The 26,473-nt window shown below is 62.1% G+C and carries 22 protein-coding genes and 1 tRNA gene; 10 read left to right on the top strand and 13 right to left on the bottom strand.

Annotated elements, in window-relative coordinates; all coding sequences use genetic code 11:
- The first annotated feature begins 3 nt into the window (after positions 1-3).
- Positions 4-423: a MerR family transcriptional regulator gene (locus BLP76_RS09910; protein WP_092812186.1), complete on the top strand. Its 420-nt coding sequence runs from the start codon at positions 4-6 to the stop codon at positions 421-423.
- On the opposite strand, the gene mfd is transcribed toward BLP76_RS09910, so the two are convergent.
- Together mfd and BLP76_RS09900 are read right to left on the bottom strand one after the other, a co-directional pair.
- Complete coding sequence (gene mfd / locus BLP76_RS09905; RefSeq protein ID WP_092812184.1) at positions 420-3,929, bottom strand: transcription-repair coupling factor; 3,510 nt, start codon at positions 3,927-3,929, stop codon at positions 420-422. The genes BLP76_RS09910 and mfd overlap by 4 nt on opposite strands.
- Positions 3,907-4,203, bottom strand: a complete 297-nt coding sequence (locus tag BLP76_RS09900) for an FAD assembly factor SdhE (protein WP_092812182.1) — start codon at positions 4,201-4,203, stop codon at positions 3,907-3,909. The genes mfd and BLP76_RS09900 overlap by 23 nt, the downstream gene beginning before the upstream one ends.
- A gap of 19 nt (positions 4,204-4,222) precedes the next feature.
- On the opposite strand from BLP76_RS09900, the gene recG reads away from it, so the two are divergent.
- Positions 4,223-6,415 carry an ATP-dependent DNA helicase RecG gene (gene recG, locus BLP76_RS09895; RefSeq protein WP_420867613.1) on the top strand — a complete coding sequence of 731 codons (2,193 nt, stop codon included), beginning with the start codon at positions 4,223-4,225 and terminating at the stop codon, positions 6,413-6,415.
- A gap of 39 nt (positions 6,416-6,454) precedes the next feature.
- Here recG and BLP76_RS09890 read toward each other — a convergent pair whose 3' ends face one another.
- The 3 genes from BLP76_RS09890 to glmU all read right to left on the bottom strand — a co-directional run bounded on the left by BLP76_RS09890 (position 6,455) and on the right by glmU (position 10,548).
- A complete protein-coding gene (locus BLP76_RS09890; RefSeq protein ID WP_092812178.1) occupies positions 6,455-7,192 on the bottom strand; it encodes a DUF502 domain-containing protein in 738 nt (245 codons plus the stop codon).
- An 81-nt stretch (positions 7,193-7,273) separates the two neighbouring features.
- Positions 7,274-9,100 carry a glutamine--fructose-6-phosphate transaminase (isomerizing) gene (gene glmS, locus BLP76_RS09885; RefSeq protein WP_092812176.1) on the bottom strand — a complete coding sequence of 609 codons (1,827 nt, stop codon included), beginning with the start codon at positions 9,098-9,100 and terminating at the stop codon, positions 7,274-7,276.
- A 113-nt stretch (positions 9,101-9,213) separates the two neighbouring features.
- On the bottom strand, positions 9,214-10,548 hold the full coding sequence (gene glmU / locus BLP76_RS09880; protein ID WP_092812174.1) for a bifunctional UDP-N-acetylglucosamine diphosphorylase/glucosamine-1-phosphate N-acetyltransferase GlmU: 1,335 nt from the start codon (positions 10,546-10,548) through the stop codon (positions 9,214-9,216).
- A gap of 102 nt (positions 10,549-10,650) precedes the next feature.
- On the opposite strand from glmU, the gene BLP76_RS09875 reads away from it, so the two are divergent.
- The 4 genes from BLP76_RS09875 to BLP76_RS09860 all read left to right on the top strand — a co-directional run bounded on the left by BLP76_RS09875 (position 10,651) and on the right by BLP76_RS09860 (position 16,404).
- Positions 10,651-11,610 carry a DMT family transporter gene (locus tag BLP76_RS09875; protein ID WP_092812172.1) on the top strand — a complete coding sequence of 320 codons (960 nt, stop codon included), beginning with the start codon at positions 10,651-10,653 and terminating at the stop codon, positions 11,608-11,610.
- 53 nt (positions 11,611-11,663) lie between these two features.
- Positions 11,664-11,739, top strand: a tRNA-Lys gene (locus BLP76_RS09870).
- 295 nt (positions 11,740-12,034) lie between these two features.
- Complete coding sequence (locus tag BLP76_RS09865) at positions 12,035-13,213, top strand: efflux RND transporter periplasmic adaptor subunit (protein ID WP_092812170.1); 1,179 nt, start codon at positions 12,035-12,037, stop codon at positions 13,211-13,213.
- Positions 13,214-13,248: 35 nt separating this feature from the next.
- Positions 13,249-16,404 (top strand): efflux RND transporter permease subunit, encoded by a 3,156-nt coding sequence (locus BLP76_RS09860; protein WP_092812168.1) that lies wholly within the window; start codon positions 13,249-13,251, stop codon positions 16,402-16,404.
- A 79-nt stretch (positions 16,405-16,483) separates the two neighbouring features.
- Here the strand turns inward: BLP76_RS09860 and BLP76_RS09855 are convergent, their stop codons facing one another.
- Entirely contained in the window at positions 16,484-16,717 is a 234-nt protein-coding gene (locus tag BLP76_RS09855; protein WP_092812166.1) for a hypothetical protein, read from the bottom strand.
- Positions 16,718-17,062: 345 nt separating this feature from the next.
- On the opposite strand from BLP76_RS09855, the gene BLP76_RS09850 reads away from it, so the two are divergent.
- Complete coding sequence (locus BLP76_RS09850) at positions 17,063-17,605, top strand: DUF4864 domain-containing protein (protein WP_092812164.1); 543 nt, start codon at positions 17,063-17,065, stop codon at positions 17,603-17,605.
- Entirely contained in the window at positions 17,605-17,733 is a 129-nt protein-coding gene (locus tag BLP76_RS19175) for a hypothetical protein (protein ID WP_274605691.1), read from the top strand. The genes BLP76_RS09850 and BLP76_RS19175 overlap by 1 nt, the downstream gene beginning before the upstream one ends.
- Before the next feature lie 94 nt (positions 17,734-17,827).
- Here BLP76_RS19175 and tgt read toward each other — a convergent pair whose 3' ends face one another.
- The 7 genes from tgt to gyrA form a co-directional block, all read right to left on the bottom strand.
- Positions 17,828-18,946, bottom strand: coding sequence for a tRNA guanosine(34) transglycosylase Tgt (gene tgt / locus BLP76_RS09845; RefSeq protein WP_092812162.1), 1,119 nt, complete (start codon positions 18,944-18,946; stop codon positions 17,828-17,830).
- Positions 18,943-20,043, bottom strand: a complete 1,101-nt coding sequence (queA, locus tag BLP76_RS09840; protein WP_092812749.1) for a tRNA preQ1(34) S-adenosylmethionine ribosyltransferase-isomerase QueA — start codon at positions 20,041-20,043, stop codon at positions 18,943-18,945. Before queA ends, tgt begins: the two co-directional genes overlap by 4 nt.
- A gap of 37 nt (positions 20,044-20,080) precedes the next feature.
- The gene (locus tag BLP76_RS09835) at positions 20,081-20,545 is read right to left on the bottom strand and encodes a peptidylprolyl isomerase (protein WP_092812160.1); all 465 of its coding nucleotides are present in this window, start codon (positions 20,543-20,545) and stop codon (positions 20,081-20,083) included.
- A 37-nt stretch (positions 20,546-20,582) separates the two neighbouring features.
- Complete coding sequence (locus tag BLP76_RS09830) at positions 20,583-21,131, bottom strand: peptidylprolyl isomerase (RefSeq protein ID WP_092812158.1); 549 nt, start codon at positions 21,129-21,131, stop codon at positions 20,583-20,585.
- Positions 21,132-21,177: 46 nt separating this feature from the next.
- Positions 21,178-21,678, bottom strand: a complete 501-nt coding sequence (gene coaD / locus BLP76_RS09825; protein WP_092812156.1) for a pantetheine-phosphate adenylyltransferase — start codon at positions 21,676-21,678, stop codon at positions 21,178-21,180.
- A gap of 61 nt (positions 21,679-21,739) precedes the next feature.
- Positions 21,740-22,351 (bottom strand): LysE family translocator, encoded by a 612-nt coding sequence (locus BLP76_RS09820; RefSeq protein ID WP_092812154.1) that lies wholly within the window; start codon positions 22,349-22,351, stop codon positions 21,740-21,742.
- Positions 22,352-22,366: 15 nt separating this feature from the next.
- Positions 22,367-25,180, bottom strand: a complete 2,814-nt coding sequence (gene gyrA / locus BLP76_RS09815) for a DNA gyrase subunit A (RefSeq protein ID WP_274605690.1) — start codon at positions 25,178-25,180, stop codon at positions 22,367-22,369.
- Between the two features lie 265 nt (positions 25,181-25,445).
- Between gyrA and BLP76_RS09810 the strand changes: the two genes are divergently transcribed.
- Positions 25,446-26,081 carry a MarC family protein gene (locus tag BLP76_RS09810; RefSeq protein ID WP_092812152.1) on the top strand — a complete coding sequence of 212 codons (636 nt, stop codon included), beginning with the start codon at positions 25,446-25,448 and terminating at the stop codon, positions 26,079-26,081.
- A gap of 87 nt (positions 26,082-26,168) precedes the next feature.
- Positions 26,169-26,473: transposase (locus BLP76_RS09805; protein ID WP_139163729.1), on the top strand; the 305-nt coding region annotated here is incomplete at its 3' end.

The raw sequence follows: 26,473 nt of genomic DNA, 5'->3' as shown, positions 1-26,473 counted from the left end.
AGCGTGACCGAGCCGTCGCTTCTCCGAATCGGCGATCTCGCTGCCGCAACGGGCACGAAGATCGTCACCATCCGCTATTACGAGAAAATCGGGCTTCTGCCCGCCCCGCCGCGCACGGGCGGAAATTATCGCGCCTATTCAACGACGCATCGGGAGCGGTTGAGCTTTATCAGGCGCTCTCGTGCTCTCGGCTTCACCCTCGACGAGATCCGGGAACTCCTCGAACTATCAGCGGATACCGAGCGCGACTGCGCCGCCGTCGACCGGCTGGTCACCTCGCACCTTGTCGAGGTGGAGGACAAGATCGCTGACCTTCAGCGTCTCGCGAGCGAGCTCCGACGGATGAAGGAGAGCTGCCGGGGCGGCACGATCGACGACTGCCGCATCATCGAGGCGCTCTCCTCGCAGCCAACGTTGCCCTAAGCGGCTTTCTGCGCCCCTTCCTCGGCAATCTTGGCAAGACGCGTCAGCAGGGACGCCGTGCCTTTCAGGCGGTCTTCAGGCCGCGGCCAATCGCGGGACAGAACGATACGCTGGTCGGGGCGGATTTTCGCCATCGAGCCCTGCTCGCCGATATAGCGCACGAGGCCACCGGGATTTGCGAACTCGTTGTTGCGGAAGGCAATCACCACGCCCTTCGGACCGGCATCGACCTTCTCCACATGGGCTCTGCGGCAGAGCGACTTCACGTAGACGACCTTCAAAAGATGATCGACCTCGTCCGGCAACGGCCCGAAGCGATCGATCATTTCTGCTCCAAAAGCATCGATATCGCCTGCATCTTCGAGGTCTGCCAGACGTCGATAAAGGCTCATGCGAAGCGTCAAATCTGGAACGTAAGTCTCTGGAATCATGACGGCCATGCCGATCGTAATCTGCGGAGACCATTTGCCCTCGCCGAGCTCCTCGTCGCCGGCCTTGAGGCTTGCCACGGCCTCTTCGAGCATTTGCTGGTAAAGCTCAAAACCGACCTCCTTGATATGGCCGGACTGCTCTTCGCCGAGAAGATTGCCGGCACCACGGATATCGAGATCGTGGCTGGCGAGCTGGAAGCCCGCGCCGAGCGAATCGAGCGATTGCAGCACCTTGAGGCGCCGCTCGGCCGTCGTCGTCATGGTCTTCTTCGCCGGTACGGTGAAATAGGCGTAGGCGCGGTTCTTGGACCGGCCGATGCGCCCGCGCAGCTGATAGAGCTGCGCCAGACCGAACATGTCGGCGCGATGGATGATGAGCGTGTTCGCGGTGGGAATATCGAGGCCCGATTCCACGATCGTCGTCGACAAGAGGACGTCGTACTGGCCGTCGTAGAAGGCGTTCATCACCTGATCGAGCTCGCTTGCCGCCATCTGGCCATGCGCGACCGCAACGCGCGCCTCCGGCAGGTTCTGCTCCAAGAACTCCTTCACTTCGGCGAGATCGGAAATCCGCGGCACGACATAGAAAGACTGCCCGCCGCGAAGTCTCTCCCGCAGGAGCGCCTCGCGAACGATCAGCGGATCGAAGGGCGAGATGAAGGTGCGCACCGCCAAACGGTCGACCGGTGGCGTCGCGATGATGGAGAGATCACGCACGCCGGTGAGCGCGAGCTGCAGGGTGCGCGGGATCGGTGTCGCCGTCAGCGTCAGGACGTGCACCGCCGAGCGCAGCTCCTTCAGACGTTCCTTATGCTTGACGCCAAAATGCTGCTCCTCGTCGACGATAACGAGGCCGAGATCGCGGAAATTGACCGATTTCGCGAGAAGCGCGTGCGTGCCGACGACGATATCGATGGTGCCGTCGGCGAGTCCCGCCTTGACCCGCGCTTTCTCTGCCGTGCCGACAAGCCTGGAAAGGCCGCCGATCTGCAGCGGCAATCCGCGAAAACGCTCGACGAAGGTTTTGTAGTGCTGCCGGGCGAGCAAGGTCGTCGGAACGACCACGGCCACCTGCTTGCCGCTGATCGCCGCGACGAACGCCGCCCTGAGCGCCACTTCGGTCTTGCCGAAACCGACATCGCCGCAGACCAGCCGGTCCATCGGCATACCCGAGCCGAGATCGCCGATCGCGGCCTCGATCGCGGCATCCTGGTCATCCGTTTCCTCGTAGGGAAAACGGGCCGCGAATTCTCCGTAGAGGCCCTCCGGTGCGACGAGCTTCTCGCCGTGACGGAGAAGCCGCGCGGCCGCCGTCTTGATGAGAGCATCGGCGATTTCACGGATGCGCTTCTTGAGACGCGCCTTGCGGTTCTGCCAGGCGACGCCGCCGAGCTTGTCGAGCGCGGTCTCAGAGCCTTCCGCACCATAGCGCGTCAGAAGATCGATATTTTCGACCGGGAGAAAGAGCTTGTCGCCACCCGCATAAACGAGCTGCAGGCAGTCGTGCGGCGCACCCGCCGCCTCGATCGTGACGAGACCGTCGAAACGCCCGATGCCGTGATCGACATGAACGACGAGATCGCCTTCCGAGAGGCTCGCGGCCTCGGTCAGAGCATCGGCTGCGCGTTTGCGCTTGCGTGCCGGGCGTACGAGACGGTCACCGAGCACGTCCTGATCGCCAATGAAAACGCTGTCGGGCGTCTCGAACCCGGTTTCGAGCGGCATCACGGCCATGCCGGTGATGCCTTTGGCGAGACCTTCCGTCTCAGACCAGGTTTCGACCGGCTGCAGCCGCTCCATGCCGTGGTCGCTCAGGACCTGGATGAGGCGGTCGCGCGCGCCGACGCTCCAGGTCGCAAGCACGATGCGTTTGCCGGCCCTTCGGCGATCGGCGACATGCGCGACGAGCGCGTCGAAGACATTGACGTCACCAGCCGCCCTTTCGGCGGCAAAGGTGCGGCCTGCCCGGCCCTCCACATCATAGACGGAGCCTGATTCGTCAGGTGATGCGAAAGGCGTCAGCTTCGCAGACGCATGATCGTCGACCTTCGCCTGCCATTCCTCGGGTGTCAGATAGAGGCTGTCGGGAGCCGCAGGCTTATAGGGCGCCGCGCCCGCAAGCTTCTGATCGGCGTTCTCTTTGCGCGCCTCGTAATGGTCGCCGATCTGCTCCCAACGATCCTTGAGCGTGTCTGCGGCCAGATGATCGACGGCGACCAATGTGTCGCCGGTATAATCGAGCACCGTCTCCAGCCTTTCATGGAAGAAGGCGAGCCAGTGCTCCATGCCGGCAAATCGCCGCCCGGCGCTGATTGCCTCGTAAAGCGGATCGTCGCTCGTCACCGCGCCGAAGGCTTCGCGATAGTTCTGGCGGAAACGCGCGACGACCTCGTCATCGAGGATGATTTCGCTCGCAGGCAGAAGGTCGAGCCGAGAAACCTGTCCGGTCGTGCGTTGATTCTCCGGATCGAAGGGGCGGATCGTCTCCAGCGTGTCGCCGAAGAAGTCGCAACGAATTGCGCCAGTATCCCCTGGGGCGAAAAGATCGACGATACCGCCGCGCACGGCGTACTCGCCAACCGCTCGCACCGTTGGCACGCGCTCAAAACCGTCGGCAGCCAGACGCGCGACCAGGCCCTCCATGGGCGTCACGTCACCGGCGCCAGCACTCCAGACGTGCCGCGCCACCCAATCATGCGGCGGGACACGCTGGATGACCGCATTGGCCGTCGTCAGGAGTATGAGCGGCGCCTTCGGACCGGCATCGACGAGCGCCTTCAGCGTCGCCATCCGGCGCGCCACGACGTCGGCGTTGGGCGAGACGCGATCGTACGGCAGGCAGTCCCAGGCCGGAAACGTCAGTCGTCGGATATCCGGCGCAAAGAAGCGCAGGCTTTCTTTCGCCATCTCCAGATGACGCGCGTCGCGTGCAACAAACGTGACCGGCAGGCGGCGCAGACGCACGAGATCGGCAAGGACGCGCCCCTCAAGCCCGTCCGGGACGCCGGACAGGGTAAGATGGCGGTTTTCCGCCAGAAGATCGCTCAGCCGCTCAGCGCTGGGGGATTTCGACATCCGAATTTCGTTCTCTTTTGTGGAAGGCAATCAATCCTGAAATCATCGCGCTCTGATGCTCGGCCGGCACCTCTTCGCGCCCGACGATCCAGCTGTAGAGAGCGAGATCCGGCAGTTCGAGAAGCCGCTCGAATTCCGCAAGTTGCTGCTCGTCAGCCGATCGCAAAACGCTGTCGCCATAGCGCCCGACGAGAAGGTCCAGCTCGCGCGTACCGCGGCGCCAGGCACGAAAATGGGCGCGTCGGCGCCGCTCTTCAAATTTTTCGTCTGCCATATCGGGTGTCACATTCCTTATGGGGCGGGAGCTCGCACCCTGCCAAGATTTATCCACTCAGACCAAGCGGGCAAGAGATGCATCTTGCCGCCACGCGCAGCGCAAGGCAGGAAGAGGTATGCGCCCCGCCCTTCTCGATCCGCTTTTTGCAGAGGCCGCCTCGCTGCCTGGGGTGGGACCGAAAGTGGAGAAGCTTCTCGCACGGGTGACCGGTGTGGCCGAGGGGCCACCTCTTGTGCGCGACCTGCTTTTCCATCTGCCGGTTTCAGCGATTGCGCGACAGCAGATCGCTAGCCTGGACGAGCTTCCACAGCAAGGCCATGTCGTCGTAACCGGCAAAGTGGAGCATCATGAAGCGCCGCGCCGGCATTCGCGCGCGCCTTATCGCGTCATTCTCGACGACGGCCGCGGCACCGTCGAGCTCATCTTTTTCAACATCCGCAGCCAGTGGATCGAAAAGATCCTGCCTCTCGGGGCGACCCGGACAGTTTCGGGGCGCATCGACTGGTTCGATTATCGCGCCCAGATCGTGCATCCGGAGGTGATGGAGCCGAACGCCGCCGACAAGATCCAGATGGTCGAGCCGATCTATCCGCTGACGGAAGGCCTGTCGTCCCGTGTCCTCGGCAAGATCGTACGGGCGGCGCTCGACAGGGCGCCGACATTGCCGGAATGGATCACCGCAGACCTGATCGCCCGCGAGAAATGGCCTTCTCTCACCGAAGCGCTCGCCGCGATGCACCGGCCGCAGGAGGCCGCGGCCCTCCTGCCCGAAGCACCTGCCTGGCGGCGCCTCGCCTTCGACGAATTGCTGGCAAGTCAGCTCGCTCTTGGGCTGGTGCGCCGAAACGCCCGCAAGACTGCCGGCAAAGCGCGTCAGTTCTCTGGCGAGCGCGCCGCAAAGTTGCACGAGCTCTTGCCCTTTGCTCTCACGCAGGCCCAGCAGGATGCCGTCACCCACATCCGCAAGGATCTTCGTTCGCCCGAGCGGATGCTGCGTCTCCTGCAAGGCGACGTCGGCTCCGGCAAGACGCTGGTCGCTCTCAACGCCATCCTCGATGTCAGCGAGGATGGCGGCCAATCCGCGTTGATGGCACCGACGGAGATCCTGGCTCGTCAGCATTTCGCGACGATCGCGCCCCTTGCCGAATCGATTGGCCTGACGACCGCGCTTTTCACCGGCAAGGATATCGCCGGCCGCGGCGAGAAGCTTGCAGCACTCGCAGCCGGCGACATCGATATCGCAATCGGCACGCATGCCCTCTTTCAGGAAAGCGTCGCCTTCAAGGATCTCGGTCTCGTCATCGTCGACGAGCAGCATCGCTTCGGCGTCCACCAGCGCATGCTTCTATCGGGCAAAGGGAGTGCGCCGGACCTCCTTGTCATGACGGCGACCCCGATCCCGCGCACGCTGGTCCTCACCTATTTCGGCGACATGGAAATTTCCGAGCTGCGCGAAAAGCCGGCTGGGCGGCGCCCGATCGATACCCGTGTCGCCTCCTCCGAACGGCTCTCGGAAGTCAAAGAGCGAATTCGTTCCGCCGTCGATAAAGGCGAAAAGGTCTACTGGGTCTGCCCGCTCGTCGAAGAATCGGAATCGCTCGACGTGGCGGCGGCCGAAGAGCGGTTTCGCGACCTCGAAAAGATGTTCGGATCACGGGCCCTGCTCCTCCACGGACGGATGAAGGCTGCCGAAAAGGCCGAGGCGATGCAGCGCTTCCGGGATGCGGGCGGCGCTGTCCTCGTGGCGACCACAGTGATCGAAGTCGGCGTCGACGTTCCGGATGCGTCCATCATCGTCATCGAGCATGCCGAACGTTTCGGCCTCGCCCAGCTTCATCAGCTGCGCGGCCGGGTCGGACGTGGCGACAAGCCCTCGAGCTGTCTCCTGCTCTACAAGCCGCCCTTGAGTGAAACGGCGCGCGAACGCCTCAAGGTCATGCGGGAAACGAATGACGGCTTCGTCATCGCCGAAGCGGACCTAAAACTTCGCGGCGAAGGCGATCTTCTCGGCACGCGCCAGTCCGGCATGCCGGGTTTCCGTCTCGCCCGGCCGGAATTCCACGGCGATCTCCTCTCCCTTGCCCGAGACGAGGCGAAGCTCATCCTCGCGCGCGAAGAAAAAGGCGGAGATGCGGGTCGCGAAGCGATCCGATGCCTTCTCTATCTCTTCGGCAGAGACGAGGCGATCCGGCTCATGCGCTCCGGCTGAGCACGTGATCGGAGGCAGTATGCCGGTGAGCTGCGGTGCCTATTCCGCCGCCTCTCTCTCATCATCCGCAGCTTCCTTCGCCTCGCGGGCGAGAGCCTTGGTCTTGCGCTGATATTCCGGAGCGACGAGGCCTGCGGAAATGACGAGCTTGGCGCCTTCCTCGACGGTCATATCGAGTAGGATGACATCCTGGCGCGGTACAATGAGCAGAAAACCAGAGGTCGGGTTTGGCGTCGTCGGCAGAAAGACGGCCATCGTATCGGTGTCGCTTTCTTTGAGACGGTCGGCGATTTCCCCCTTCGTGTCGGTGGCGATGAAGACCAACGCCCACAACCCGCGCCGAGGATACTCGATCAGCCCGACCTGCTGAAACGAGCGGCTCGATTGTGAAAGGGCCGTCTCAAAGATCTGCTTCAACGCCCGGTAGAGGTTGCGCACGAGGGGCATACGGTCGAGCAGAAGCTCGCCGTAGGCGACAATCGTGCGCCCGACCAGGTTGGCGGTCAGGAAGCCCAGCATCGTCAAAAGAAAAATGGCGACGATGAGCCCGAACCCCGGAACCGAGAACGGCAGATAATTGTCGGGATTGTAAGCGTGGGGGATGAGCGGCTTCACCCATCCGTCCACCCAGGCGACGAACGCCCAGGTGAGATAAAACGTGATGCCGATCGGCGCCGCAACGACGATACCGGTCAAGAAATAGTTGCGAAGCCTGAGCCCCGCTTTCGAGTGCCGCCGCTGCGGCTTTGCCCCCCGCTCTGCGTCCTCGGTTTCCATCCGCAATATCCCACTGGCGAAGGTGCCAGATCACCGATCATAACGCTCGTCGCGCCGGACTGCGCGCGAAAATTTTGGGCTCTATTCGACCGTCACAGACTTGGCGAGATTGCGCGGCTGGTCGACGTCGGTGCCCATAAAAACCGCGGTATGGTAGGCTAAAAGCTGCACTGGAACGGCATATACGATCGGTGCGATCGCTGCCGGCATACTCGGCAGGATGAGCGTCTTCATCGTATCGACAGACGCACTTCGGGCGCCCTCTTCGTCCGTCAGCAGAATGATTCGTCCGCCGCGTGCCGCAACCTCCTGCATGTTGGAGACGGTCTTGTCGAAGACCTTGTCGTAAGGCGCCACCACGATGACCGGCATCGTCTCATCGATGAGCGCGATCGGCCCGTGCTTCAGTTCGCCCGCCGCATAGCCTTCGGCATGAATATAGGAGATTTCCTTGAGCTTCAGAGCGCCTTCAAGTGCGAGCGGAAAGCTCTTGCCGCGGCCGAGATAGAGGACGTGCTTGACGCGCGACAGCTCCTTCGCCAGCCCTTCGATCTCGTCTTCGAGCTTGAGCGCCTGCGAAAGATGCCGCGGCATCTCGATTGCGGCCTGAACGAGCTGTTCCTCGTCTTCGCGTGAGAGATGTCCGCGCTGACGGCCGGCGCCGATCGCCAGCGCGAGGAGTGTCGTGAGCTGACAGGTGAACGCCTTCGTCGAGGCGACGCCGATCTCGGGTCCAGCCAATGTCGGCAGAATGTAATCCGCCTCGCGCGCGATCGTGGACGTCGGCACGTTGACGATCGCACCGATCTTCTGCCCGTGCTCGCGGCAGTAGCGGAGCGAAGCGAGCGTGTCGGCCGTCTCACCCGATTGCGAGATGAAGAGCGACAGCCCGTTGGCGCCGAGGGGAACCTCCCGGTAGCGAAACTCCGAAGCGATATCGAGATCGACAGGCAGGCGAGCCAACTGCTCAAACCAATATTGGCCGACAAGCGCCGCGTAAAACGCCGTTCCGCAGGCCGACATGGCGAGACGGTCGAGCCCCGCAAAATCAATCTCGGCTCCCTCCGGCAGCGCCACACGGCGTTCCGCGAAATCCACGTAATGGCCGAGAGTATGCGCCACGACTTCGGGCTGCTCATAGATCTCCTTGAGCATGAAATGACGATGATTGCCCTTGTCGACCATGAGATTCGAGGCGACGAAGTGCGAAACCGGCCGCCGTGCTTCGACACCGTTCTCGTCGTAGATGCTCACGCTCTTGCGGCGTACGACCGCCCAATCGCCGTCTTCGAGATAGGTGATCCGGTTAGTGAACGGCGCAAGCGCGATGGCATCGGAGCCGAGATACATCTCACCATCGCCGTAGCCGATGGCAAGCGGGCTGCCCCGGCGTGCCGCGATGAGAAGGTCGTCCTCATGTGCGAAGAGGATCGCGAGAGCGAAAGCGCCCTCGAGTTTCGCCAGCGTCTCCGCTGCGGCCGCCACGGGATCGAGCCCACGGGCGAGTGCCAGAGTGATGAGATGCGCGACGACTTCCGTGTCGGTATCGGTCTGCAGCGTCCGTCCCGCAGCCCGGATCTCCGCCCGCAATTCCTGAAAATTTTCGATGATGCCGTTGTGGACGACGGCGACGCTTTCCGTTGCATGGGGATGTGCGTTGACTTCCGTCGGCGCGCCGTGCGTCGCCCAGCGCGTATGGCCGATGCCGATCAAACCGGAAAGCGGATGCTCATGCAGGCGGTTCTCGAGATTGACGAGCTTTCCCTTGGCGCGCTCGCGCGTGAGCTTCTTGTTCTCCAGCGTCGCGACACCTGCCGAATCGTATCCGCGGTATTCGAGCCGCTTGAGCGCATCCAACAGCCGCGGCGCGACTGGGGTCGTTCCGACGATTCCGACAATGCCACACATATTCAGAGATACTCCCGTTCCATCGGCGCGATCATGCCGAAGCTGTCCGCACCGAGGAAATCAATTGCCATGACACAGTGTGACGCAAACGCCCTGCATGCGGGTAAGCGGCGTCACTTTTTTTCGTGGCGCGCCCGAAAGGATTTCGCCCAGCCCGGCTTCTCCACCTGTCGGCCGCGTGCAATTGCGAGCGCATCCGGCGCGACGTCATCGGTAACCACACTGCCGGACCCGACATAAGCACCGTCGCCGATGGCGAGCGGCGCGATAAGGGACGAGTTGGAACCAATGAACGCGCCCTTTCCGATCTCCGTGCGAAATTTGCCGAAGCCGTCGTAATTGCAGGTGATGGTCCCGGCCCCGATATTGGTGCCCGCACCGACGGAAGCATCGCCGAGATAGGTCAGATGGTTGACCTTTGCACCATCGCCCAGCGTGGTTGCCTTCACCTCGCAGAAATTCCCGACCTTCGCTTTCGCACCGACATCCGCTCCAGGCCGCAAGCGGGCAAACGGCCCGATCTCCGCTCCAGATTTTACGACACAGCCTTCAAGATGCGAAAAGCCATGGACCCTGACCCCGTCTTCAACGCGAACCCCAGGGCCGAAGAAGACGTTCGGCTCGACGGTCACGTCGCGACCGAGCATGGTATCGTAAGAAAAGAACACCGTCTCCGGCGCAACGAGGCTGACGCCCTCCATCATAGCCTGTCGGCGACGGGCGCTTTGGAAGCGCGCTTCTGCCTCGGCAAGCTGCACCCTGTCGTTGACGCCGAAGACCTCATCGAAGGCGATCTCGGCCGCTTTGACTGTAAGGCCTCTCTGATTGGCGATCGCAACCGCATCCGTCAGATAGAACTCGCCCTGCGCGTTGTCGCTATCGATCGCCTCGAGCAAGGAGAGCATGTCGGCCGCACGGAACGCCATCAGACCCGCATTGCAGAACCCGATCTTCTTCTCCTCCGGTGAGGCATCCTTGTCTTCGCGAATCGCGAGAAGGCGGCCCTCTTCGGTGATGAGCCTGCCGTACCCAGCAGGAGACGGCGGGCGCATGCCGGCAACGGCGAGCGCAGCGCCCTTATCGATAAGACCGGCGAGACAGGAAATCGTCTCAACCGTCACGAAAGGCGTGTCTCCGAAGAGGACGAGCACCACGCCGTCCGCGCGCTCCAGAAGCGGACGCGCCTGCATGACGGCGTGCCCCGTCCCGCGTCTCTCCCCCTGCACAAAGACTTCGGCTTGCGGCGTTTCTTTGGTGACCAGGGCCTGGACAGAATCGTGTCCCGGCCCGACGACCACACCGAGATGCGCCGCCCCGGCCGCCTGGGCCGCGCGCATCACAAAGGCCAGCATCGGAAGTCCGCCGATCGGGTGCAGGACTTTCGGATAGGCCGAGCGCATGCGGGTGCCCTCGCCCGCAGCCAGAATGATGGTCGTAAGCTGAGACATATGTCCCTTTCCTATGCAGCGTCGCTTGCGGAGCCGCAGCTTGCGCAAATTCTGTCAGCCCGTTAGCGCAGGTATGTCGAAGCCGAAAGCCCCTCCGAACCGATGCAAGCTTCCTCAGACCGCCTGCGCGACATCACGCTTTTGGCGCTGATGCCGCTCTTCTTCTCTTCCAATCTCGTGATCGGACGCGCGGCGGTGAGCACGGTGGAGCCGTTCACCCTCGCCTTTTTGCGCTGGACGGTAGCGTTTCTTCTACTTCTTCCGCTTGCCGCCTCCGGATTGCGGCAGCATCGCAAGACCCTTCTGGAAAACTGGCGCCTGCTTCTTGTGCTGGGCTTTCTCGGCATGGGTGTCTGCGGGGCGATCGTCTATCTCGCTCTCCGCCACACCAACGCCACCAACGCGACGCTGATCTACACCTCGTCCGGCGTGATGATCCTGGTGCTGGAGTGGCTGTTTCGCGGCAAGCGCATTGCCCTGCGCCAGGCACTCGGCGTGGCGCTCGCATTCATCGGCGTTGCCGTCATCGTGCTGCGCGGAGATCTCGGCCGGCTCATCGCTCTCGAACTCAATGCGGGTGATCTGTTGATCGCACTGTGCGCCTTCTCCTGGGCTGTCTATTCGGTCCTCTTGCGTCGCGGCTCACTTCATACCGTTCCGACCTTGCCGCTTTTTACAGCCATCGTGGCGGCCGGCGCGCTCGTTTTGCTGCCGTTTTTTGCGGTGGAAGCCGTCGTGCGCGAGGCCTTTCCCTCAACTCTTGCCGCATGGCTGTCGATCGCAGGTCTTGCTTTCATCTCCTCGGTTCTCGCCTTTCTCTCCTACCAGCACGGCGTCAAAGTGTTCGGACCAGGCGTCACCGGCATGTTCCTCTACCTGCTACCGCCCTATGGGGTCTTGCTCGCGATGATCTTCCTGGGAGAGGAATTTCACACCTATCATGCGCTCGGGCTGGCCCTTGTTCTGCCTGGCTTGATGCTCGCAACGCTGCCGTCCACATGGCCGCGGCCGTGGCTTAGCATTCGGCGGTGGGCAAAACCCCGGCATACGGGGCACTCCTGAACCAAAACGGCTTGACCCGCACCGGCCGCTTCCATAGGGTCCGCCCGCGCTGAGAGCCCTTAGCTCAGCCGGTAGAGCAACTGACTTTTAATCAGTAGGTCGTGGGTTCGAGTCCCACAGGGCTCACCATTGCTTATTTGTCCGACTAGGCGACATGGGTAGGAGATCGCACCTCAGACACAGGTGACGACCCTCGACCCACTCGTCTCCTGCGACCCGAGAGCCAGGAGAGCGCCGCCAGCGTCGGATCACATACTTGTGTAGATGCGTCAGGCCACGGCCTTCAAGGTCACCCTACGTCTATTTGGTAACCCCTACACCGGAATCGGTACTCGACTGTTTGCTTTTCTGACGGCAGGAATTATGTCATCGCCGGAAGTGAGCGCACCGAACTAGCGCCTGCATTCGAACTGGTAGCTCCTAGATGATCGATTTTCGCCTTCCCACCCCGGCAACGGGGCGTCGCACCTTTCCTATGCGCGCCGCACTCGCATTGGCACTGGCGCTCGCACCTGCCCCGCTATTGGCTCAGGGAGCACCGGGGGCCGGCGCTCCGCCGGCGGTCAATGTCGAGCAGGTTCGCCTGGGTGACGTGACCGAGCAGCAGGTCTTCACTGGCCGGATCGAAGCAGCAGAAAGCGTCGAAATCCGGGCGCGCGTGCAAGGATATCTCGGAGCCCGTCAATTCGAGGAAGGCGCCGAGGTGGAAAAAGGCCAGGTGCTCTTCACCATCGATGCGGCACCTTACGAAGCGGCGGTTTCCCAAGCCGAAGCGGCCGTCCAGAATGCGCGTGCTGCACTTGAGCTCGCAAATCTCAGCTACGAGCGCCAGCAGACGCTCCGGGAGCGCAACACCGGCTCGCAGGCGTCACTCGACGAAGCGCGCGCCAACCGAGATCAGGCTGAGGCCACGCTTCGCCAGAACGAGGCCTCTCTCAAACTGTCGCAGCTCGATCTGGGTTACACGAAAATCACGGCCCCGATCAGCGGGCGCATCGGCGTCGCGGCCTTCTCGGAAGGTGCTTTCATCGGGCCCGATAGCGGCGCCCTTGCGCGAATCGTGCAGCAAGACCCGATGCGCGTCGCCTTTCCCGTGCCGCAGCGCCGTTTGATCAATATCGGTCAGACAGAGCAGCAACGGAACGAGGTCGTCATCAAACTGCGTCTCGCCGATGGCAGCATCTACGACCAAGAGGGCGAGATCCTCTTCACCAACATCGAAGCGAACGAGGGCACGGATTCGGTGATGGTGCGGGCGAGCGTCGCCAATCCGGACCGAGTTTTGTACGACAAGCAGCTCGTCGATGTGATCGTCGCCGCACGCGAGCCCGAAGAGAAACTCCTGATGCCGCAATCGGCCATGCTCATCGATCAGCAGGGCACCTACACCCTCGTCGTCAACGACGAGAACAAGGTCGAGCAGCGTCGCATCGAAACGGGGGAGCAGCGTGGTCCGGCGGTGGTCGTCACCGATGGCCTGAAGGCCGGTGACAGGGTGATCGTCGCCGGTCAGCAGAAGGCGCAGCCGGGCATGGAGGTCGCCCCGCAGGACGTCACCCCGAAGGAGCAGGCGACGAACGCAGCTCCTTCGACGAACCAGTAAGCCGCATTGCGTGATACTTTGAAGGCCCACACGGCATGATCTTTGACGTCTTCATCCGCCGGCCGCGACTGGCCTTCGTCATCTCGATCCTGATCACGCTGGTCGGGCTCATCTCGATCGCGGTGATTCCGGTCGCCCAATATCCGGACATCGCGCCTCCGACCATCAGCGTCTCCACGCAATATATCGGCGCAAGTGCCGAGACCGTCGAACAGGCCATCGCACAGCCCCTCGAAAGCGCCATCAACGGCGTCGAGGACATGCGCTACATGAAATCGACGTCGAGCTCAGACGGTTCTTATGAGCTCAACGTCACTTTCGAGCTCGGCACCGATCCCGACGTTGCCGCCATCAACGTGCAAAACCGCGTCGCTCAGGTCGAAAGCCAGCTGCCGGCGGAAGTGCGTTCGGTCGGCATCAACGTGGCGCGCGCCTCGCAAGACCAGCTCCAGGTTTTCCTTTTCTATTCGCCGGATGATCGCTTCGACGAATTGTTCATTGCGAACTTCGTCGGCCTCAACGTCATCGACGAGCTGAAGCGCGTCAACGGCGTCGGCAACGTTCAGGTTTTTGGCGAGCGCGATTACGCGATGCGGATCTGGCTTGATCCGCAAAAGCTCAGCAATCTGGAACTGACACCGGCCGATATTGCTGCTGCGGTCGAATCGCAGAACGTGCAGGCGGCCGCCGGCAAGCTCGGCGCGGCTCCCCTCGTCGACGCACAGCGGCTCGAGCTGACGATCAATACCAAGGGTCGCCTGAGCGACGCGGAGGAGTTTCGCAACATCATCCTCCGCTCCAACCCGGACGGCTCCGTCGTACGTTTGGGCGATGTTGCACGCGTCGAGCTTGCGTCCGAAAACTACGGTGTCATTGCCCGTTTTAACGGCAAGCCGATGGCCGCCGTCGCCACCTATCTCTCCCCTGGCGCCAATGCGGTGACGGTCGCAACAAACGTCACGAAGCGGCTCGAAGAGCTGTCGGAACGCTTCCCCGAGGGGCTCGAGTACCAATACATCTACAATGCGTCCGACTTCGTCGGAGCGATGATCGAGAAGGTCGTCTCGACCCTGATCGAGGCCTTCGTTCTCGTTGCGATCGTCGTGTTTATCTTCATCGGACGTTTCCGAGCGACCCTCATTCCGATGATCGCCGTGCCGGTTGCCATCATCGGCGCACTGGCGATCATGTATGCCTTCGGCTACAGCGCCAACACGATCTCACTTCTCGCTCTCGTGCTCGCCATCGGTATCGTTGTCGACGACGCCATCATCGTCGTGGAGAACGTCGAACGCGTGATGGAGGAGGACCCGCATCTCTCGCCGAATGAGGCCACTCATAAGGCAATGAGCGAAATCGTCGGGCCGATCGTCGCCATCACTCTTGTGCTGTTGTCGGTGTTCGTTCCGGTCGCCTTCTTGCCGGGCTCCTCGGGCGCCCTCTTCCGCCAGTTTGCCGTCGCCATTTCAGCGGCCATGGTGATTTCGGCCATCAACGCGCTGACCTTGTCGCCGGCGCTGTGCGCACTCTTCCTCCGCACGGGCGAACCGATCCGGATCATGCGCGGCATCACCCATGCCGTCGACAAGGTCGGTCATGGCTATGCCTGGATCATCAGCAAGCTGATGCGGGTTTCCGTGGTGTCGCTCGTCATCCTCGCCGCTCTCGGCGCGGCGACGGGCTACATGTTCTTGCGTACGCCAGCCGGCTTTCTCCCGAATGAAGACAAGGGCTTCGTCATTGTCATCATGAACCTGCCGCCGGGAGCATCGCTGAACCGCACGGATATCGCAGCGAAGAAGGCTGAAGCCATCATCAGTCAGGATCCGGGTGTGGAGAGCATCGGCACCGTCCTTGGCTTCGATCTCCTGGGCGGCGGCGCGGCCTCGAATGCCGGCCTCATGTTCCTGCGCTTGAAGCCATACGACGAGCGCACGTCCCCCGACCTTGCAATCGGCTCCGTCATTGGCCGGCTCTATGGTGGTCTGTCGACGATTCCGGACGCTCAGTTCATCCCTCTGCAGCCGCCGGCAATTTCAGGCGTGGGCTCTTTCGGCGGTTTCGAGTTCGTGCTCGAAGCTCTTCAGGGACAGGAACCCTCAGAGCTTGCGGCCGTGATGCGTGGCCTCCTCGTCCAGGCCAACCAGGAGCCGCAACTGACCCGCGTCTACGCGAACTTTGAAGCCGAGACGCCCCAGATCCGCCTCGATATCGATCGCACGAAGGCGCAGACGCTCGGCGTGCCGATCAACGAGATCTTCGCCGCCCTGCAATCCACCTTCGGCGGGTACTATATCAACGATTTCAACCTCTTCGGCCGCACCTGGACGGTCCGCATGCAGGCGGAAAAAGAATTCCGCACGTCGATCGACGACATCTATGACATCGAAGTGCGCAACAAGTCAGGCGAGATGGTGCCGCTTTCCACCTTCGCACGCGCCGAACTGACCGTCGGCCCACGCAGCCTGACGCGCTACAACAACTATCGCTCCGTCTCCATCCAGGGCTCCCCCGCACCAGGCTTTGGCGACGGTGATGCGACCGATGCCATGGAGCAGGTGGCGAAATCCCTGCCGAGTGGCTACAGCTATGAATGGACGGGCCAGGCGCTCGAACAGAAGCAATCGGCAGGACAGACACCGATTGTCCTTGGCGCGGCAGTTGTCTTTGCCTTCTTGTTCCTGGTCGCGCTCTACGAAAGCTGGAACGTCCCGATCCCGGTGCTGCTGTCGACGATCAGCGCTATGTTCGGTGCCATATTCGCGATCTGGTGGGTTGGCGCCAACTTCAGCCTCTATGCGCAGATCGGCGTTGTCGTTCTGATCGCGCTATCAGCGAAGAACGCCATCCTGATCAACGCATTCGCGCTCGAACAACGCGAGTTCGGTATGGATCTGCACGACGCCGCCGTCGAAGGCGCACGGTTGCGTTTCCGCCCGGTGATGATGACGAGCTTCGCCTTTATCGCCGGTCTCGTCCCGCTGGTCCGGGCAACCGGGCCTGGGGCAGGATCCATGCACGCGGTGGGTATTCCGGTCTTCGCCGGCATGATCGGTGCCGCGACGATCGGCATCTTCCTGATCCCGCTCCTCTTCGGCGTCTTCCAATGGATGCGCGAAAAGACCGGCTGGAAGCCGCATCATCCGCCGGCGTCCGAACGGGGCGAGGAAAGCCAGGCGCCTGCCGAATAAAGCCGAATAAGATGATCGCGGGGCTTCTCAGCCCGCGATCTGATCTTTTAGACATCGCTTAGACAAGTAACGTCGGCGCTTAGCCGGTAGCCTCAGCGGCCTGCAGCCTGGCCGCCGACCGTACGTCTCTCACGTCTCTCTTGCGGATCTGGAAGGGCTGAAAGGGGCCATTGAGCACAAGGCCCTTCGCCTCGTCGCGATGTGCGAGCCCCTCCTCGACAAGCCCGTCCATCACCCAATTGGGGAGCGCGCTCCGAGGCGTTTGCGCGTAAAGCTCGAGCAGGATTGTCTGGTAGAGGGACGTTTCCGTCATTGCGCCAAGGCCTCTGCTATGTCGTGGGAACGCAGAACAACGCAACTGACTGCTTCCAGAATAGCTGAGTCGGCTTTGAGATCGTATCCTCTCGAAAACGCAGCCTGAGCCTCCCCCCGCGCAGCACGACCTCATGTTCTGCGGCGCCGCGAGATGGATTCACGCCGAAGTGAAGAGGCGCGTATCAGCAAGCTCGTGGCTGTGGAGACGCAGCCAAAGCCCAGCCGGCGGAGGCTTTCGGCAGAGCCGCGAGCATCCAACTTCTTAACGACAACCACATCTTCACGGAACTGAACGACGGGTTAACGAATTGTCCTGTCGAAGTTCTTGGAGAGGTGCAATCCCATGTTCAGTCTGAAAGCAGGCTGGGGGCGAAACCTGGCAGTTGCTGCAACAGGCGTTCTGGCGACGGTGCTGATCGGCACGGTCCAGGTGAACTCGTTGAACGCACCTCTTCCAAAAACGCTTCCTCAGGCAGCTCCGAAATCCGACCGCCTCGATCTCGCCGCTTACCACCCTGAATCTCGGGCTCTCACGAAGGGCCAGGAAGATGCCGTGCGCGGCGCCGTCGAGACTTTTGTCTGGGGCCTCTCGAATAAGCAGCCGCAGGCTGTCTGGCGCTTTGCGACGGAGTACGAGCAGGACCGTTTTGGAACCGAGGAAGCTGCCTACACGTTCTTTTCCAAGATCCATCCGCCTCTCGTCTATGCGAAGCGGCTGACGGTGGACAGCGTGACCCAAGATGGCGAGGCAACCATGGTGAAGACGTATGTGCGAGACCGCATTGGCTTGCAATGGTCCGCCGATTTTGCTCTCCTGCAGGATGACGCAGGCGACTGGAAAATTGTTGACTGCAAATTGAGGCCGGCTCCGGGAGAATTGATCTGATGCCGAAAGCACGTGCAAAAGCCATCGCCGTTCAGGCCGACAAGGAGGCCCGAAGCGCGCAGTTCTTCTGGTGGAGCTCTTTGGGTGCTGTAGCGGCAATCGCTCTCGCCGCCGCCATCAGCCGCTGATTTCTAGAACGTTCAAGCCCCGGTATCGCCGGGGCTTTTTCATATCGGCACAGCGACACTCTCTGCCGCGTATTCGCCGTGATGGGAAAAACCGCTACGGCTCTCCCCGCTCCCAATTTTCCCGCACCTCCGCCACGTAATCCGTATAGCGTCCTTCGCTGATCGCCTGCCGGGCTTCTTTCATCAGCGTCTGATAATAAGCGAGGTTCGACCACGTCAGCAGCATCGCCCCGAGCGTCTCCTGAGTGCGGAAGAGATGATGCAGATAGGCGCGGGAATAATCGCGGGCAGCCGGGCAATCGCTCGAAGGGTCGAGCGGCCGCAAATCCTCCGTATGCTTGGCATTGCGCATATTGAGGCGCCCATAGCGCGTAAACGCTTGGCCGTGGCGTCCGGCGCGGGTCGGCATCACGCAATCGAACATGTCAATGCCACGTGCGATCGACAGCAAGATATCTTCAGGCGTTCCGACGCCCATCAGGTAGCGAGGCGCCTCGTCGGGCAGTGCGGGAACCGTCTCCTGGAGAATTTCCAGCATGATCGCCTGCGGTTCGCCGACGGCAAGGCCCCCGACCGCATAGCCATGGAAACCGATCCGACGCAGCCCCTCCGCCGAGCGCAGCCTTAAGTCTGGTTGATCGCCACCTTGCACGATCCCAAAAAGCGCCCGTCCGGGTTCACCGCCAAACGCAGCCTTCGAGCGCTCGCCCCAGCGCAGCGACAATTCCATCGCCCGCTCGACCTCGGAATAGTCCGCCGGCAATTTCAGGCATTCGTCGAGCTGCATGGTGATATCGGCGCCGAGGAGCCCCTGAATCTCCACCGAGCGCTCGGGCGTCAGACGATGTGTCGATCCATCGACATGCGATTTGAACGTGACGCCGTCCTCGTCGAGCTTCGTCAGCTGGGCGAGCGACATGACCTGAAAGCCGCCGGAATCCGTCAGGATCGGATGCGGCCACCGCATGAAGGAATGCAGCCCACCCAATCGTGCTACGCGCTCCGCGCCCGGCCGCAGCATCAGGTGATAGGTGTTGCCGAGGACGATATCGGCGCCAAGCTCCCTCACCTGTTCGGGATACATCGCCTTCACGGTGGCCTGCGTCCCGACCGGCATGAAGGCGGGCGTGCGGATGAGCCCGCGCGGCATGGAGATCGTGCCGCGACGGGCATTCCCGTCGCGAGCCTGAAGAGTGAACGAGAATTCGGTCATTTGGGCCTGATGGAGGGCGTCGCCGGTTCGAGGAGCGAGGCATCGCCGTAGGAATAGAAGCGATATTGTTCCTCGATCGCATGAGCATAAGAAGCCTTCATACGGTCGAGACCCGAAAACGCAGACACGAGCATGAACAGCGTCGAGCGCGGCAAATGAAAATTCGTGAAAAGCCGGTCGATGATGCGGAAGCGATAGCCGGGCGTGATGAAAATCCCGGTCTTGCCGGAAAATGGGCGCAGGAGACCATTCTCGTCGCCGGCGCTTTCCAGGATACGTAGAGCCGTGGTCCCGATGGCGACAACGCGCCCGCCCCGCCGGCGCGTCTCGTTGACGGCCTCTGCCGTCTCCTCGCTCACCTCGCCCCACTCTTCGTGCATGACGTGGTCGTCCGTCTCTTCGCTTTTCACCGGCAGAAACGTGCCCGCCCCCACATGCAGCGTCACCAGGCGGCGCTCGACGCCCTTATCCGCAAGAGCAGCCAAGAGATCGTCTGTGAAATGTAGCCCCGCCGTCGGCGCAGCGACCGCGCCCTCCTTCGCCGCATAGATCGTCTGGTAATCTTCCAGATCGGCCGCATCGGCCTGTCGGCGCGAAGCGATATAAGGCGGAAGCGGCATAGACCCCTGGCCGTGGATGGCTTCGTCGAGGACCGGCCCGGAAAGGGAAAAGCCTAGCGTGATGGCACCGGCCTCGCCTTTCTCGACAACGCGCGCATCGAGCGTTCCGGCAAGACAGGTCTCGCCTTCGCCGCCAAAACGAAGGATATCCCCGGGCTTTAGCTTCCGTCCGGGCTTGGCAAGCGCCATCCAATGGGATTGATCGAGCCGCTCGATAAGGGTCGCTTCCACGCGGATTGCTTGGCCGTCTTGCGTGCGTGGCAGACGACGTCCGGCAAGCCGCGCCGGAATGACCGCGGTGTCGTTCAAGACGAGGAGATCGCCGGGCTCCAAAAGGGCAGGCAGATCAAAGACCCGGAGATCGCGGAAAGCCCCTTCAGAGGGCACGACGAGGAGCCGCGCGGAATCGCGCGGCCGCGCCGGACGAAGCGCGATCCGCTCTTCCGGCAACTCGAAATCGAAAGCATCGATACGCATGGGAAAGAGGCGGCGGCGAGAGGCCGCCGCCAAATCATCAGGCGTCCGCGGCGACCTTGATCGATTGGACGGTGTCAGGCTGCCGCGGCGGCTCGCCCTTGTTGATCTGATCGACGACATCCATGCCGTCCACCACCTCGCCCCAGACCGTGTACTGGCGGTCGAGCCACGGGGCCTCGGCAAAGCAGATGAAAAACTGGCTGTCGCCGGAATTGGGATCCATGGCGCGCGCCATAGAGACGGTGCCGCGCGTGTGCTTCTCCGACGAGAACTCCGCCTTGAGCTTCTTGCCGGATCCACCCGTGCCGTTGCCCTGGGGGCAGCCCGTCTGGGCCATGAAGCCGTCGATAACGCGGTGGAACTTGACCCCGTCATAGAACCCGTCGCGCACGAGCTCCTTGATGCGCGCCACATGGTTGGGCGCGAGGTCCGGGCGCATGGCGATCGTCACCTGCCCCTTGCTGGTTTCCATGATGAGTGTGTCTTCGGGCTGGGCGGCCATTCGAATCTCCCTGATTTGGAGGTCTCGGGTAAGGTACCTATTGGTCGGCGGCAACCTTCATGCTGATGATCTTGTCGGGGTTGTCCACCTTGCCATTGGCGCTGGAGCTTCCCTTTTTGATATTGTCGACGAGGTCCATGCCGTCGGTGACTTCGCCCACGACGGTGTACTTGCCATCAAGGCTCGGGGCCGGCGCGAACATGATGAAGAACTGCGAATTGGCGCTGTCAGGATTGCTGGAGCGCGCCATGCCCACGACGCCGCGCACGAAAGGCTCATCGGAAAACTCCGCCTTGAGGTCCGGCAGATCCGATCCCCCCATGCCGGTGCCGGTGGGATCGCCGGTCTGCGCCATGAAGCCGTCGATCACGCGGTGAAACGGCACGCCGTCGTAGAAGCCCTGGCGCGTGAGTGTCTTCAGGCGCTCGGCATGGTTCGGCGCAAGATCCGGGCGCAGGTGAATGCTGACGGTGCCGTCCTTCAGCTGCATCAAAAGCGTGTTTTCGGCGTCCGCAGATTGCGCCAGCACCGGCTGGGAAAGCGTGCAGGTGACGGCAAAGGCGACCGTGGCCAGCCATTTCAGCATGAAAATGTCCTTCCTTGAGATCTGAACCCGCGGGCGGCGCAATCGTTCAGCGACTGGCGAGCGCCACACGTACGGCGTCGGCTGCTGAAGCAGGCACGAAAGGCCCGATATCACCGCCCATGGCTGCGATCTGACGCACGAGCGTGGCCGTGATGTGACGGTGATGCGGGCTCGCCGGAACGAAAACCGTCTGCAGCCAGTGAGCCATGGTGCGGTTCATGCCGACCATCTGCATCTCGTAATCGAGATCCGTCCCATCGCGCAGACCGCGGATCAGGATGGTCGCGCCGACCTCCTGGGCGAGGTCGACGACGAGATTGTCGAAGCTCAGAACCTCGAGCGTGACTTCGCTGCTTTCAGCCAGGGGACCCGCGACTTCCTCAATCAGCGCGATACGCTTGTCGATATCGAGGAGGCCGGACTTCGTCGGATGGCGCCCGACGGCAACGATAACGCGATCGGCGAGCCCAAAGGCCGCCTGGAGGATATCGATATGCCCGTTCGTCAGCGGGTCGAATGAGCCCGGGTAGAGTGCAGTGCGAATCATTGGGTCCGCTTAGCGTCACCTGCGGCGAACCGCAATGAATAGGATACCGGTTCGAAACGCGTCACCGGCGGCTCAGCGCCATCCAAAGGCCACCCCCGACGAGACATGTCCCGCCGAAGATCTCGACAAGGCGCACGTTGCGCCTCGACAGAAGCAGTCCCGTTCGCCCAGCGGCAAGCGCGTACATGCTGTCGAGGAATGTCGCCACCACCATGAACGTGCCACCCAGCAGAAGCGTCTGCATCACTGCCGAGCCCGTCGGATCGATGAACTGCGGAATGAGAGCGCCGAAGAAGAACAAAGCCTTCGGATTTGACCAGATGACGATAAAGCCCTGCCAGAACCAGTTGCGGGTCGCCTTTGCGGCATCGCTATTTCCGAGAGTGCCGTCGGAGCGCCAGAGCTTGATCCCAAGCCAGATGAGGTAGGCCGCGCCCAAAAGCTTCAGCCAGAAGAATGCCTCACCCAGGAGCGCCACGATCGCCGAAAAGCCGAAAGCGAGGATTGCCACCATCACCGCGATACCGGCTTGGGTGCCAGCGACGTTCATCAAACCAGCCCGTGCACCGTGGCGCATGGAATTGGCGATGATGACCGTCACCGTCGGCCCTGGAACGATCACCACGGCGATGCACGCCGCAAGGTATGTCAGCCAGCTTGCAAGATCGATCATAGGCCCCCTCGAGCTTTACTCCGTTGGCGGTTCTCCCGCGTCTCCGCCGTTATCGCCGTCCTGCGGATCGGATTCGGGGGCAGTCTCTTCGCCACCCTCTCCGTTTCCGTTGAGCTCGTCCTGCGCGCTCGCCTCCGTGATCCGCTCGACGGAAACGACTTTTTCGTCTTTCGCGGTGGAAAAGACAATAACGCCCTGCGCCGCGCGCCCGGTGATGCGAATGCCGGCAACAGGCACACGAATGAGCTGACCGCGATCGGTGACGAGCATGATCTGGTCGCCTTCCTCCACCGGGAAGGACGCCACAAGCGGACCGTTCCTTTCGTTCACGACCATACCGATGATGCCTTTGCCGCCGCGTCCGGAGATCCGGTACTCGTGCGACGACGTCTGCTTGCCGTAGCCATGTTCGGAAACGGTGAGGATGAACTCTTCCGCAGCGCTCATCTCGGCATAGCGCTCCGACGACAATGCCCCGGCTTCTGCCTCGATCTCGTCGCCCTCCTCGATGACGTCTCCGGCATCGCCGTTGTCGGCCTCGCCGGCGACAGCGCGCCGCATCTTCAGATAGGCGCTGCGCTCCTCCGGCGTCGCCTCGAAATGGCGCAGGATCGACATGGAGATGACGCGGTCACCCTTGCCGAGACGGATCCCGCGCACGCCGACCGACGAACGTCCGGCAAAAACGCGCACATCCGTCACCGGGAAGCGGACCGATTGCCCGAAAGCGGTGGTCAGCATGACATCGTCGTCTTCGGAGCACGTCCAGACGCCGGCGATCGCATCGCCATCCTCGAGCTTCATCGCAATCTTGCCATTGCGATTGATGTTGACGAAGTCGGCGAGCGAATTTCGCCGCACCGTTCCGCCCGTCGTGGCGAACATCAGATCGAGACGCTCGAACTCTTTGTCGTCGTCGGGAAGCGGCAGGATCGTCGTGATCGTCTCGCCTTCCTCCAACGGCAGGATGTTGACGAGTGCCTTGCCGCGCGCCTGCGGTGCGGCCAGCGGCAGACGCCAGACCTTGAGCTTGTAGACGATGCCGCGTGAGGAGAAGAACAGCACCGCCGTATGGGTGTTGGCGACGAAGAGGCGGTTGACGAAATCCTCCTCGCGGAAGGACATGCCCGACCGTCCCTTGCCGCCGCGACGCTGAGCTCGATAGGTCGCAAGCGGCACACGCTTGATGTAGCCGGCATGAGACACGGTCACGACCATGTCTTCGCGCTGGATCAGGTCCTCGTCCTCGAGGTCGCCGCCGCCCTCTTCGATCACCGTCCGACGGGGCGTCGCGAATTCTTCCTTCACCGCCGTCAGCTCGTCTTTGACGATGCCGAGGATCCGCGCCCGCGAAGCCAGGATCTCCAGATATTCTTTGATTTCAATCGCGAGCTTGTTCAGCTCATCGGCGATCTCGTCGCGACCGAGAGCCGTCAGGCGCTGCAGACGCAGATCCAGGATGGCGCGCGCCTGCTCTTCCGAAAGGCGCACGGTACCGTCTTCCAGAACCATGTGCCGTGGATCGGCGATCAACCGCACGAGAGGCGCAACATCCTTGGCAGGCCAAGCCTTTGCCATCAATTGCTCACGCGCCGTCTGAGGATCGGGCGCGGCCCGGATCAGCGCAATCACCTCATCGATATTGGCGACCGCGATGGCCAGACCGACGAGAACATGCGCGCGGTCACGGGCCTTGCCGAGCAGGAATTTCGTACGACGACCGACCACTTCCTCGCGGAAGGAGATGAAGCTCGTCAGGATGTCTCGCAGGCCGAGCTGCTCAGGACGTCCGCCGTTGAGCGCCACGAAATTCGCGCCGAACGTCGTCTGAAGAGGCGTGAAGCGATAAAGCTGGTTGAGGACGACATCAGCGACGGCGTCGCGCTTCACTTCGATGACGACGCGCACACCCTGCCGATCGGATTCGTCACGAATATCCGAGATGCCCTCAAGCCGCTTCTCTCGCACGAGTTCGGCGATCTTCTCGATCATCGCCGCCTTATTCACCTGATAAGGCACCTCGGAGATGATGATCACCTCCCGATCGCGAGCACCCGTTTCGATCGCCACCTTGCCCCGCATGACGATCGAGCCGCGGCCGGTTTCGTAGGCAGAGCGAATACCCGCCCGCCCAAGGATGACACCGCCCGTCGGAAAGTCCGGACCGGGGATGAGATCCAGGAGATCGAGATCGGAAACCGTGGGATCGTCGATGAGAGCGACGCAGCCGTCGATCACTTCGCCGAGATTGTGCGGGGGAATGTTCGTCGCCATGCCGACGGCGATGCCGCCTGCGCCATTGACGAGGATGTTCGGGAAGCGCGCAGGCAGAACGACAGGCTCCTGCTTGCGCCCATCATAGTTCTCCTGGAAATCGACCGTGTTCTTGTCGATGTCCTGCAGCATCGATTCCGCAGGCTTCGCCAGACGACATTCCGTGTACCGCATCGCCGCGGCAGGGTCGCCATCGAGCGAACCGAAATTGCCCTGTCCGTCGACAAGCGGCAGGCGCATCGAAAAGTCCTGCGCCATGCGCACGAGCGCATCGTAAATCGCCTGGTCGCCATGCGGGTGATAGTTACCCATCACCTCACCGACGACGCCCGCGCATTTGCGGTACGCCCGGTTCGAGGCGATCCCCATTTCGTTCATCGAATGGAGAATGCGGCGGTGAACGGGCTTCAGGCCGTCGCGAACGTCAGGCAGCGCACGGCTGACGATCACGCTCATCGCGTAATCGAGATACGAGGTGCGCATCTCATCTGTGATGGAGATGGAACGGATGTCGCCGCCGCGGCGTCCGTCGGAAGGAGTCTTGGCGTCAGTCAAGGAAAGAATCGAGTGCTGTGATGTGTGGCCCTCTTTCTAGCCGGAATCGACCGATAAGCCAAGTCGAGGGCAAGCATAATACATTAATCAAATCAAAGGCTTATAAAGGTGTCTGACAGTTTCGTTGCGCCAAGTCTCCGCGAAGCCGCGATTCCGCCCGCAAAAGCCGCCTGAAACGGCAGCGACAGGCACGCAGCCGCGGCTTTTCGGGGGATCTCCGCCGCGGGCATTTCTCCCTTACCGCGGGAGTGATAGGAGCTCGCGCATGGAACAGCTTGTTACCGCTTTCGTCACGCTCTTCGTCACCATCGATCCCGCCGGATTGGCGCCACTCTTCCTGGCGCTGACGGCGGGCATGAACCGTGACCAGCGTCAGCAGGTGGCGCTGCGGGCAACGTTGATCGCACTTCCGATTCTGGTGATCTTTGCGCTCGCCGGATCGGCAATCCTTACGGTCTTCGGCATCACGCTGCCAGCCTTCCGCATCGCAGGCGGCATTCTTCTCTTCGTCATCGCCTTCGAGATGATCTTCGAAAAACGCCAGGAACGCCACGAGCGCAGCGCGACGCGCGTCCTCACCTCGGAAGATATCGGCCACATCGCCGTCTTCCCCCTGGCGATTCCGCTTATAGCCGGCCCCGGCGCCATCTCCGCGACGATCCTCGTCGCCAGCAAGAATCCGGGATTTGTGGGCATGGCCGAGCTCATCCTGGTGATCTTCGCCATTCTGGGGCTCACCTTCTTCGTCCTCGCGCTCGCAGAACGCATCGAGAAACTGATCGGCGAGACCGGGCGCATCGTGATCACGAGGCTTCTCGGCGTCATTCTGGCGGCGCTCGCCGTGCAATATGTGGCCGATGGTGTTCTCGCATTCCTGGATGCGCACCAGAGCGCTCTTTGAGCCCTAAAAGAAAAGGCCGGCGTGACGCCGGCCTCAGACTGCTGACAAAGCCCTGGCGTGAGCCGGGGCTTTTTGATTCAGTGGGCCATGTTGAAGAGCCCGGCCCCTGAGCAGACTGCGATCGAGATGGTGACACTCGATCAATTGGTTCCCAAGGATCACCTGCTTCGCAAGATCGACGCGGTGATCGACTTCTCGTTCATCCATGACCGGGTTGCGGGGCTCTACTGTCCGGATAATGGCCGCCCGGCGCTCGATCCGACCTTGATGTTCAAGGCGCTGTTCCTGGGCTATCTCTTCGGCATCCGCTCTGAGCGCCAGTTGGTGCGCGAGATCGAGGTGAATGTCGCCTATCGCTGGTTCCTGCGGCTGAAGCTGACCGATGCGGTATT

Origin of the sequence: Afifella marina DSM 2698 (genome assembly GCF_900102695.1) — a bacterium.
Classification (GTDB): domain Bacteria; phylum Pseudomonadota; class Alphaproteobacteria; order Rhizobiales; family Afifellaceae; genus Afifella; species Afifella marina.
The sequence above is the reverse complement of the archived record's forward strand: the minus strand, read 5'-3'. Positions and strand labels throughout refer to the sequence as shown.